The sequence below is a fragment of the Pontibacter sp. 13R65 genome (assembly GCF_047525655.1).
Classification (GTDB): domain Bacteria; phylum Bacteroidota; class Bacteroidia; order Cytophagales; family Hymenobacteraceae; genus Pontibacter.
Genome location: NZ_JBLIQL010000022.1, coordinates 86,172 through 98,158 on the forward strand (window position 1 = coordinate 86,172; position 11,987 = coordinate 98,158).

General features: G+C 49.2%; 6 protein-coding genes. 3 read left to right on the forward strand and 3 right to left on the reverse strand.

From position 1 onward, the window contains the following. Nucleotides 1–4 precede the first annotated feature (4 nt). The 3 genes from ACMA1I_RS19545 to topA all read right to left on the reverse strand — a co-directional run bounded on the left by ACMA1I_RS19545 (nucleotide 5) and on the right by topA (nucleotide 4,564). Nucleotides 5–874 carry a shikimate dehydrogenase gene (locus ACMA1I_RS19545; RefSeq protein WP_337070164.1) on the reverse strand — a complete coding sequence of 290 codons (870 nt, stop codon included), beginning with the start codon at nucleotides 872–874 and terminating at the stop codon, nucleotides 5–7. Nucleotides 875–1,006: 132 nt separating this feature from the next. Beyond that, the gene (locus ACMA1I_RS19550; protein WP_337070165.1) at nucleotides 1,007–1,702 is read right to left on the reverse strand and encodes an NAD-dependent deacylase; all 696 of its coding nucleotides are present in this window, start codon (nucleotides 1,700–1,702) and stop codon (nucleotides 1,007–1,009) included. 411 nt (nucleotides 1,703–2,113) lie between these two features. Continuing rightward, nucleotides 2,114–4,564 carry a type I DNA topoisomerase gene (gene topA / locus ACMA1I_RS19555; RefSeq protein ID WP_337070166.1) on the reverse strand — a complete coding sequence of 817 codons (2,451 nt, stop codon included), beginning with the start codon at nucleotides 4,562–4,564 and terminating at the stop codon, nucleotides 2,114–2,116. 155 nt (nucleotides 4,565–4,719) lie between these two features. Here topA and ACMA1I_RS19560 point away from each other — a divergent pair, with 155 nt between their 5' ends. The 3 genes from ACMA1I_RS19560 (at nucleotide 4,720) to ACMA1I_RS19570 (ending at nucleotide 11,875) form a co-directional block, all read left to right on the forward strand. Continuing rightward, on the forward strand, nucleotides 4,720–5,211 hold the full coding sequence (locus ACMA1I_RS19560; protein WP_337070167.1) for a SixA phosphatase family protein: 492 nt from the start codon (nucleotides 4,720–4,722) through the stop codon (nucleotides 5,209–5,211). A gap of 122 nt (nucleotides 5,212–5,333) precedes the next feature. After that, entirely contained in the window at nucleotides 5,334–6,080 is a 747-nt protein-coding gene (locus ACMA1I_RS19565) for a ParA family protein (protein ID WP_337070168.1), read from the forward strand. A gap of 146 nt (nucleotides 6,081–6,226) precedes the next feature. Beyond that, nucleotides 6,227–11,875 (forward strand): HAMP domain-containing protein, encoded by a 5,649-nt coding sequence (locus tag ACMA1I_RS19570; protein ID WP_337070169.1) that lies wholly within the window; start codon nucleotides 6,227–6,229, stop codon nucleotides 11,873–11,875. Nucleotides 11,876–11,987 lie beyond the last annotated feature (112 nt).

Sequence of the window (11,987 nt, forward strand, 5' to 3'; positions counted from 1 at the left end):
TCTATTAGTAAAGGTCCCAAGCCGACAGGATGTCATTTTCTGAAACAGGAGTGGTGCCGTCGTCGGCTTTGGTGTAGCCATCTAAATACAGTTGGTATTGTTTTACCAGCTGCGCATTGTACATCCATTTTCCTGGCACATAGTAAAGGTGGTGGTCGGCGCAGTATTGCTGGAGGTAATTTGTTTTGTTGTCTTTTTCAGGCATGTTGTGGCAAAACACCATCTTACAGCCAGCAAGTATGTCAGCAAAATGAGCTGCCTGCAAAAAATCCGGGTCAGAAGAAATTGGGGTGGCATCTACTACCAGGTCATACGGGCCTTTAAAATGCGCGATATGTTCCAGACCGAGTTCCCGCCTTTTTTGCATAACCCGCTCCTGGCTTCGGCCTACGAAGGTGGCCTGTATACCCAGCTCCCGCAGCACATGGTACGCAACACCCGATACACCGCCATTTCCGTAAATTACAGCAGTTCTAATTTCGTAGCCAGCCTCTGCTATACCATTCTGCAAGGCTGTTTTCAGTCCAAAGGCATCGGTGTTATAGCCGTAAAGCTTACCCGCTTTATTAACCACTGTATTAACCGCCAGTGTTTTTTTCGCTAGGGGCTCCACTTCATCCAGGTAAGGAATAATAGTGGACTTTAATCCTCCTTTTCCTGTAACAGCTGCCCCGCGCACCATGGGAGATTTCAGCAAGCCTGCGTAAACTTCAGGCGTAATGTCATCGGCTAAAGTGAAATACACCAGGTTAGCCTTAATCTGTTGCAGCGCTTTGTTATGTTTTTCAATAGACGACTGGCTACCGGAGGTCGACAGCAAAAATTTGGTTTGAATATTAAGGTTTACCTGAAAACCTGCTGGGTTACGTGACATTTCGTAATTTTCTATATGGTAAAGAATAGCTTTTCCCTACTTTACTAAAGCTGGTAGGGGCGCTACAGAGGCCCTAATTCTATAATAAATTATACCTTGGTGAAAGTGAAAAGTAGATGTGGTTTTAGAGCTTCAGGCATATTGTGTACGTAGCACCTTTACTACTTTTTCCATGCCGGTGCTTGCTTTTTCTTCGTAGAGGTGCAGGTTGGGGCGTTTCCGCACGTTGGGTAATTTAGGGTCAATCACAAACACAGGAGTTTCGTCGCTCACCAGGTCCACTAAACCCGCTGCCGGATAAACTAGCAGGGAGGTACCCACTACCATAAAAATATCAGCTTTAAAAGTTTCTTCTATGGCTTTGTCCATCATGGGCACGGCCTCACCAAACCATACGATGTTAGGCCGAAGCTGAGAGCCACGCTCGCATTTGTCTCCCAGGTTGAGCTGCCAACCTTCCATTTGGTATACTAGGTTTTCGTCGAGGGTGCTGCGGCTTTCAAACAGCTTGCCGTGCAGGTGTACTACGTTGGTGGAGCCGGCGCGCTCGTGCAGGTCGTCTACATTTTGGGTGATGATACAAATATCGAAATCCTTCTCTAAGTCCGCCAGCGCCAGATGCCCGGCGTTAGGTTTGGCGGAGTGGGCGTTTTTACGACGTTCGTTGTAAAAGTTTAGCACCAGTTCAGGGTTCCTGCGCCAGCCTTGCGGCGATGCCACTTCCATTACATCATGTCCTTCCCAAAGACCATCGGCATCTCTGAAAGTTGCAATGCCGCTTTCTGCACTAATTCCAGCTCCAGTTAAAACTACAAGTCGCTTTTTCATATGTTAGCTACATTTAGTGTTCCTTCAGCATACGGAAAAATGCCTTATGCTGCTTCTGCTCTATACAGCTTTATTTAATGTACCGGCTCCTATGATAGATTAGGCCAGGAGAAATTATTTTAATGATTTTACCCTTCCGGAGACACTTTGATGATTTCAGGTGCAAGGCTTTACATTATGATTTTCTCACGTTTAATACACCCACAGTAGCTGAGCATGCTGCCAGGTTTCCGGCTACCCACAATCTAACAATTAACAACCAAAAATCATGAACCAACTTCCAATTCTGCTAATGAAATTAGCCTTCCAGAGGTATATTGGGCATTAGTTGCTCATGGGTCTTTTATAGTTCCGGAAGAAAGCTTTAACAAAAAAGCCACCGGAGCTGGTGGCTTTCTTGTAAGGGATATTTTATTTCTTTTTTGGAGCCGCTTTGGTGGTTTTGGCTGCCGGTTTCTTAGCTGCGGGCTTTTTAGCTGTTGTTTTCTTTTCGGCTGGTGCCTTCTTCTCGGCTGCTGGAGCTGCTTTTTTAGCGAAGCGACCCTTTTTCTCGGGAGTGGCTTCTGCCAAATCCAAACATTCCTGCAGCGTCAGCTCCGATGGCTCTTTGCCTTTCGGAATCTTAACGTTCTTTTTGCCCGCCACTATATAAGGTCCGAAACGACCATTCAGCACCTGCACATCTGGGTTCTCGGGGAATTCTTTTATCAGCTTTTCGGCATCTGCCTTACGTTTGGCTTCGATTAGCGCTATGGCTTCGTCGGGAGTAACAGTAAGCGGATCTATGGTTTTAGGCAAAGAGTAAAACTTGCTGTTATGCCGTATGTAAGGTCCAAACCTGCCAATGGCCGCAGTCATATCTTTGTCTTCGTAGGTACCAACAATGCGAGGCAGTTTAAAAAGCTCCAGTGCATCTTCCAGCGTCAGGCTCTCAATAAACTGTCCTTTCCGGAGGCTGGCGTAAATGGGCTTGGTACCGGTTTCTGTGTCTTCCTCACCTAACTGCACGTAAGGGCCAAACCGGCCGAGTTTGGCCACCACTGTTTTGCCGGTGGCTGGGTCGACTCCCAGCTCGCGCGCGCCAGACACATCGGCTCTCGATATGTTCTCGCTCGACTCAATCCGCTTGTGAAACTTTTGATAAAAGTTGTCCAGCATGCTTTCCCATTCTTTGGTTCCATGCGCAATTTCATCAAACTCGGCTTCTACATTAGCTGTAAAAGAGTAATCTATAACAGTCGGGAAGTGCTCGATCAGAAAATCGTTTACGACCATGGCCGTATCGGTAGGAAAGAGTTTGTTCTTTTCAGCTCCTGTTATTTCTGTTTTGGTTTGAGAAGTGATGTCGTCATTTTGCAACGTAAGCACTCTGAATCTCCGTTCTTTGCCGTCGCGACTATCTTTTTCTACATACCCACGTTTTTGGACAGTAGATATAGTAGGAGCGTAGGTAGATGGCCTTCCAATTCCCATTTCCTCCAGTTTTTTTACCAGGCTGGCTTCTGTATACCGAGGAGCCGGACGAGAGTAGCGCTCCAGGGCCTGCATCTGGCGCAGTTGCAACTGCTGGCCAATGCTCAGCGGAGGCAGCATACCTTTTACATCGTCGTCGGCTGTTTCAGCATCTTCATCGTCTTTCGACTCTATATATACTTTCAGAAAACCTTCGAACTTGATTACTTCTCCAGTAGCCACCAATCTATTATGGTCGCCAGGGCCTTGTTTAAAGCCAATGGCAATGGAGGCCGTGGTTTTTTCTATTTCGGCATCCGCCATCTGCGAGGCAATGGCCCGTTTCCAGATCAGCTCGTAGAGGCGTTGCTCATTACGGTCGGTGCTGCCTACAAGTGCCGAAAAATCGGTTGGACGAATGGCTTCGTGCGCCTCCTGTGCCCCCTGCGATTTGGTTTTGAATTTCCGGGTTTTTACAAAACGCTCCCCAAAAGAGTTTTTAATAGCGTTAGCTGCTCCTTGAATTGCCTCGTCGGAGAGGTTCAGGGAGTCGGTACGCATATAGGAGATTTTACCGGCTTCGTAGAGTCGCTGGGCCACCGTCATGGTTTGGGCTACCGAAAAGTAAAGCTTCCGGCTGGCCTCCTGCTGTAGCGTAGAGGTTGTAAACGGAGGAGCAGGGCTACGTTTGAGTGGCTTGGTTTCCAGGTTATCAATGGTGTAGCTGGCACCCAGGCAGCGCTGCAAAAAGGCCTGCGCCTCTTCTTCTGTCTTGAACTTAGCTGGTAACTCTGCTTCCAGCGTTTTGCCCTGCACATCGAATTTGGCAGTTACTCTAAAAGTGGCTTCTGCTTTAAAGCGCTCAATCTCACGCTCACGCTCTACCACCAGTCGTACTGCCACCGACTGCACTCTTCCTGCCGAGAGCCCGGTTTTAATCTTTTTCCAGAGCACAGGCGACAACTCAAAACCCACCAGCCTGTCTAGAATCCGACGGGCCTGCTGGGCATTTACCAGGTCCATGTCGATGCCACGAGGCGAGCTGATGGCATTTAGAATGGCATTTTTAGTAATCTCTCTGAAAACGATCCGTCGAGTTTTAGTGTGGTTCAGGTCCAGAGCTTCTGTTAAGTGCCACGAAATAGCTTCTCCCTCACGGTCATCGTCCGACGCGAGCCACACCAATTCGGCCTCCTTCGCTAGTTTCTTCAGTTGAGAAATAACTTCTTTCTTATCGCTCGAAACGACATATGTTGGCTTAAACCCGTTTTGAATATCGATGGCGTTGTTGCCTTTAGGCAGGTCACGCACATGGCCAAAACTCGATTTCACCACAAAATCTTTTCCGAGATATCCTTCTATCGTTTTTGCCTTTGCAGGCGACTCTACTATAACTAAGTTTTTTATCATCCTTTATTTTACTGGCGGCTTCAGCCAAAATTTGCCTAAAGTTCAATTAATTTTTCCAACAAAAACAAACGCACACGTATATCATTAGCCAACAAGGTGCAAATTTGTTGTAAGTCATCCAAGCAAGCCTTAATATTAGTAACTATACGGACTATATGCAAAGACAAGTACTCGTATGCCGTCATGCGGAAGCGACGGAACATTATTCTTTACAACCGGATTTCGAAAGAGAGCTCACAAAAAGCGGAATGCTGCAAGCGCACCAGACTGGCCACTGGATCAGAGATAACTTTAGCCGTGTTGATGCTATTGTTACAAGTCCTGCCCGGCGTACTGGTGCCACGGCCCGCATCTTGGCTGAAAAGCTTTACTACGACGATCAGGATATTTTGTACGTGCCGGAGCTATATAATGCAGGCGAGCCTAAGTTGATGGAGGCCATTAGCACATTACCCGACAAAGTTAAAACGATTTTACTAATCGGCCACAACCCTGGTATAACACAGCTGGCCCGCCACCTGCTCGATAAGCACATCGGCTACCTCGAGCCGGCCAACGTGCTGGCCATCAGGCTGGAGCTGGAGCAGTGGCAGGATATCTATGTGGGCAAGGGAGAGCTTCTCTCGCACAATATGAACCACATTTAACCGGTGGTACTTAGTTCCCTCACCTTAAAATGAATAGCATAAAACTTTCGGCTTCAGCATAAATTTAATAGATTTAGCTTCTGAACAGGCATTTTCGCCTGCAGGTTTCTACCATATATCTTATGAAGACAACGGTTGTGGCCGTCATTAACCAGAAGGGCGGCACTGGAAAAACTACTACCACCATAAACCTTGGAAGTGCGCTGAGCAAGCTTGGTAAAAAAGTGCTGCTCATAGACCTGGACCCACAAAGTAACCTCTCTTATTCGCTGGCAGTCACTAACCCCGACGGTACTTTGGCCGATGTGCTGCTTGGTAACCGCAACATATCTGATATTCTGGTAGAAACCGGCGGCATGTGGATGGCTCCCGGCTCTAACGACCTGGTAGATGTAGAAATATCGCTTGTGACACAACCCGAGCGGGAGAAATTTCTGAAAAATGTGCTGACCGATGCCAAAGGTTTCGATTATGTGCTGATCGATTGCCCACCTTCTCTGTCGGTGTTAACACTTAACGCCCTCACGGCAGCCAACGAGGTACTCATACCGCTTCAGATGGAAGTGCTGACACTACAGGGGCTAGACCAGATACTCAACACCATTACAAAGGTGAAAAAAGCTTTCAATCCTAAACTAAAAGTGAAAGGTATCGTAGTGGTGATGTTTGATAGCCGGCGCAAGCTTAGTCAGGAAGTACTGGAATACCTTCAGGAAAACGTAAAAGAAAGAATTTTCGAGAGCCAGATCCGACTAAACGTGAAACTGGCAGAGGCTCCATCTTTTGGGAAAAGTGTATTAGATTATGATGCCTCGTCTAATGGCGCAAAAGACTATAAAGCACTCGCCGCCGAACTTGTAGGAGCCTAAACTAGGTTATTATTGCTGTTTTAACATAAGATTAAAATAGTTAAATTGCATTGGTTTTGATTTAGCCGAGGTGAGGGGGCTGTGTTTGCAAGAATGCAAGTACCTTTTCTTCTGATCAAATTGAATTTTTCCAAATCACACTTAATATGGCCTTAGGTAAAAATTTGAAGTTGAGCAAGGATAAGCTCATTAGTGAAGTAGATGCCAAAGAAGAGAAAAAGCCTGCGCCCGCAGCAAAGGCTGAAGCGAAGACTCCGGTAACAACAGTGGAAGAAGCATCTGCTCGTAAAGCAGCTGATCCTGCACCTGCACCTCCTGCCAAAGTAAACACGACAGCACAGTCTCCCGCTGTTCCCGACCCAACTACTTCAGCTGCAAAGGCTGCCAGCAACGGAGCTAAAACTTCTGAAACTTCAGGCATGGCTGCTGGCAGAAACGGAAAAGATGAAGAAAAGAAAAATGGCTTAAAGCACCAGGACAACGCTTATATAAACGAGCAGCTTTATAAAGTGCTTTATGCGCTGGATGCCTTTAAAAAAGGAGATATATCTGTACGCCTCACCAAGCAGGACAACGATATCTTTGCGGAGATTGCAGAAGCCTATAATTCCATGGTGGAGATGATAGGTGGTGTAGGAGGGGAAGTATCCCGTATCTCGAAGGTAGCTGGAGTAGAGGGTAACCTTAAGGCCCGGGCCTCAGCCGAAAGCGCCTCCGGATTCTGGAAAGACATGATCAACAACATAAACGGACTTGTTGACTCTATTGCCGTTCCGGTACTCGAAGTAGGAAAAGTTCTAAAAAATATCTCACGCGGTAATCTCGACGAAACCTTCCAGATCCCGGTTTCTGGGGACTTTAAGGTAATGGCTGAAACTATTAACCGCACCATCGATAACCTGAACCTGTTCGCAGGTGAGGTAACGCGTGTGGCCCTCGAAGTGGGAACAGAAGGAAAACTCGGTGGTCAGGCTTCAGTGCCAAACGTAGCCGGCATCTGGAAAGACCTCACCGACAATGTAAACACCATGGCCAGCAACCTGACTGCTCAGGTGCGAGACATTGCCAATGTGGCAATTGGAGTTGCAAAGGGTAACCTCACCCAGAAAGTGTCGGTGGATGTGCGCGGTGAGTTTGCCCAGCTGAAGGACAACGTAAACCAGATGGTGGACTCGCTCAACATTTTTGCTGACGAGGTAACCCGAGTGGCCCGTGAAGTGGGAACAGAAGGAAGATTGGGTGGCCAGGCTAAGGTTCCGAACGTAGCCGGTGTGTGGAAAGATCTGACTGACAATGTAAACACCATGGCCAGCAACCTCACCTCGCAAATGCGCGACATCGCCAATGTGGCCACGGCTGTTGCGAAAGGTGACTTAACTCAGAAAATTACTGTAAACGTAAAAGGTGAGATCGCCGAGCTGAAAGATATTCTGAATGCGATGGTGGATTCCCTGAATATATTTGCCGGCGAGGTAACCCGGGTAGCGCGTGAAGTAGGAACAGAGGGTAAACTGGGCGGACAAGCCAATGTGCCAAAAGTGGAAGGTACCTGGAAGGAGCTGACCGACAATGTAAACCTGATGGCTGGTAACCTTACCTCGCAGGTGCGTGATATTGCCAATGTAGCCACTGCCGTGGCAAAAGGTGATTTAACGCAAAAGGTGTCGGTGGATGTGAAAGGAGAGTTGGGTGACCTAAAAGATATCCTCAACGAAATGGTAGACAGGCTGAACGTGTTTGGCGCGGAAGTAACCCGTGTGGCACGTGAAGTAGGCACCGAAGGAATATTAGGAGGCCAGGCCAACGTGCCCAACGTAGCAGGTATTTGGAAAGACCTTACCGACAATGTAAACTACATGGCTTCCAACCTGACAGCCCAGATGCGGGACATTGCAAACGTATCTACAGCTGTAGCGAAAGGTGATTTGAGCCAGAAAATTACAGTCAATGTAAAAGGTGAGCTGGCTGACCTGAAGGTGAACGTAAACCAAATGGTGGACTCGCTCAACATCTTTGCTGATGAGGTAACCCGTGTGGCCCGTGAAGTAGGTACGGAAGGTAAATTAGGTGGCCAGGCAACCGTGCCGAATGTAGGTGGTGTGTGGAAAGACCTCACAGATAACGTAAACTACATGGCTTCCAACCTTACTTCTCAGGTGCGCGACATCGCCAAAGTAGCCACCGCCATCGCCAAAGGCGACCTGACGCAGAAAGTGTCGGTGGACGTGAAAGGCGAGCTGGGCGAACTGAAAGAATATATAAACCAATTAGTTGAATATTTGAATGTATTTGCCGGCGAGGTAACCCGTGTGGCTCTCGAAGTAGGTACAGACGGTAAGTTAGGTGGCCAGGCTATTGTGCCGAATGTGGCCGGTGTGTGGAAAGACCTCACTGAGAATGTGAACACCATGGCTTCTAACCTGACTACGCAGGTAAGAGGTATCGCCAAGGTGGCCATCGGGGTAGCCAAGGGCGACCTGACGCAGAAGATCACAGTGGAGGCCCGCGGCGAGATCGCTGAGCTGAAGGAGAACATCAACTTCATGGTGGACTCGCTCAACATCTTCGGCGACGAGGTGACCCGAGTGGCCCGCGAAGTGGGAACAGAAGGAAAGCTGGGCGGCCAGGCCAACGTTCCGAACGTGGGCGGCACCTGGAAGGACCTCACCGACAACGTAAACTCCATGGCCTCTAACCTGACTTCTCAGGTGCGCGACATCGCCAAAGTGGCCACTGCTGTTGCACAAGGCGACTTAACGCAGAAAGTATCGGTGGAAGCACTTGGTGAAATCCTGGACCTGAAGGAAAACCTGAACCAGATGGTGGACTCGCTTAACATCTTTGCCGATGAGGTGACCCGTGTGGCCCGTGAAGTGGGAACAGAGGGTAAGCTAGGTGGCCAGGCAGTAGTACCAAACGTAGCCGGTGTGTGGAAAGACCTCACCGACAACGTAAATACCATGGGCTCTAACCTTACCACGCAGGTAAGAGGTATCGCTAAGGTGGCCATCGGGGTAGCCAAGGGCGACCTAACGCAGAAGATCACAGTGGAGGCCCGTGGCGAGATCGCCGAGCTCAAGGAGAACATCAACTTCATGGTGGACTCGCTCAACATCTTCGGCGACGAGGTGACCCGAGTGGCCCGCGAAGTAGGAACAGAAGGAAAGCTGGGCGGCCAGGCCAACGTTCCGAACGTGGGCGGCACCTGGAAGGACCTCACCGACAACGTAAACTCCATGGCCTCTAACCTGACTTCTCAGGTGCGCGACATCGCCAAAGTGGCCACTGCTGTTGCACAAGGCGACTTAACGCAGAAAGTATCGGTGGAAGCACTTGGTGAAATCCTGGACCTGAAGGAAAACCTGAACCAGATGGTGGACTCGCTTAACATCTTTGCCGATGAGGTGACCCGTGTGGCCCGTGAAGTGGGAACAGAGGGTAAGCTAGGTGGCCAGGCAGTAGTACCAAACGTAGCCGGTGTGTGGAAAGACCTCACCGACAACGTAAATACCATGGGCTCTAACCTTACCACGCAGGTAAGAGGTATCGCTAAGGTGGCCATCGGGGTAGCCAAGGGCGACCTAACGCAGAAGATCACAGTGGAGGCCCGTGGCGAGATCGCCGAGCTCAAGGAGAACATCAACTTCATGGTGGACTCGCTCAACATCTTCGGCGACGAGGTGACCCGAGTGGCCCGCGAAGTAGGTACAGAAGGAAAGCTGGGCGGCCAGGCCAACGTTCCGAACGTGGGCGGCACCTGGAAGGACCTCACCGACAACGTGAACTCCATGGCCTCTAACCTGACTTCTCAGGTGCGCGACATCGCCAAAGTAGCTACTGCTGTTGCCAAAGGCGATTTAACGCAGAAAGTATCTGTAGAAGCTAGGGGTGAAATCCTGGACCTGAAGGAGAACCTCAACCAGATGGTGGACTCGCTCAACATATTTGCCGATGAGGTAACCCGTGTGGCACGAGAAGTAGGAACAGAGGGTAAACTGGGCGGCCAGGCCAATGTACCAAACGTAGGCGGCACCTGGAAAGAACTGACTGACAATGTTAATTATATGGCTAGCAACCTGACCTCTCAGGTGCGCGATATTGCCAAAGTAGCCACAGCCGTAGCGAAAGGTGATCTGAGCCAGAAAATTACAGTAGAAGCCCGCGGTGAAATTGCTGAGCTGAAGGAAAACCTGAACCAAATGGTGGACTCACTCAACATCTTCGCGGATGAAGTAACCCGAGTGGCCCGTGAGGTGGGAACAGAAGGAAGACTGGGCGGCCAGGCTAATGTGCCAAAAGTACGAGGTACCTGGAAAGAACTGACCGACAACGTGAACACCATGGCGAGCAACCTGACTTCTCAGGTACGCGACATTGCTAAAGTAGCCACAGCCGTAGTAAAAGGTGACCTGACGCAGAAAGTGTCGGTAGACGTGAAAGGCGAGCTAGGCGAACTAAAAGAAAATATTAACCAGCTGGTAGACTACCTGAACATCTTTGCCGGTGAGGTAACCCGTGTGGCATTAGAAGTAGGTACCGAAGGTAAACTCGGCGGCCAGGCAAACGTGCCCAATGTAGCCGGTGTTTGGAAGGACCTTACCGACAATGTAAACACCATGGCCTCTAACCTCACTACGCAGGTGCGGGGAATTGTGAAAGTAGTAACAGCGGTATCAAAAGGTGACCTTACGCAGAAACTGACGCTGGAAGCACGTGGTGAAGTAGCAGAACTGGCCGATACCATCAACACCATGGTGGTGGACCTAAACAGGCTGGCTGGTGAAGTTAGCCGGGTAGCCAGAGTAGCGGGCGTGGAAGGTAAACTCACCGAACGTGCTACCCTGCAAGGTGTAGGCGGCAGCTGGAAAGAACTGGTAGACACCCTCAACGATCTGCTGGAATCTATTGTAACGCCGGTGCTGGAGGTTTCTCGTGTGGTACGGGCCATCTCAGAAGGTGACCTGACCCAGAAAGTAGAAGCCATGACTGCCGGTGATATTTTGGATATGGCCAACGCTTTGAACCTGGCCGTTGACAACCTGAACGCTTTACTTGGCGAAATAAATGACTCCTCGCTGGTGGTTGGTTCTTCTTCTGAAGAAATGGCCAGCAAAGGACTGGACATGAACCGTGTGACACTGGATGTGGCCCTGGCGATGCAGCAAATGGCGGAAGGTGCTCAAAACCAAGCACTCAAAACAGACCAGGCCTTCAAGCTGATTGAGGAGATCATGAAAGGCACCAAAGAAACAGCCAACAGAGCGGAAGTAGTGAATAAGGCTGCTTTACTTGGTGAGGAAACCTCCCAGCTTGGTCTTAAAACTGTGGCGGAAGTGGTAAAGAACATGGAAGAAATCTCCAGTTCAGCCGCCCTTACAGCCAAAACCATTGATGTACTTAGCACACGGTCTCAGGAAATTTCTAAGTCACTTGGGGTAATTACCGATATAGCTTCTCAAACAAACTTGCTGGCCCTGAACGCTGCCATTGAGGCGGCCCGTGCTGGTGAGGCTGGCCGAGGCTTTGCAGTAGTAGCCGAAGAGATCAGAAAACTGGCCGAAGGTTCACGGAAATCAGCAAATGAAATTGCGACACTCGTAGACGATGTGAAAAAAGACACCGCCTCTGCCGCTACCGCCATTTCTACCATGGAAGGGCGCGTACTAAAAGGTAAGAACGCTACGTTTGAGGCATCCGGTGCATTTAAAAACATTGCGGCTACCAGTGGCGAAACGCTGCGGTCTACACAGGACATCTTAACCGCGACAGAGGTTCAGAAATCGGTTGTGGTCTAGAATGTATGATAGTTTCTATAGAAGAAAGTTAGTTTCATTGCATTTTCGTGATTTAGTTGTTTTTTAGAAAAACAGGCTGTTCTGCGTACTGCTCTTCTGTTTCTTGTTCTCA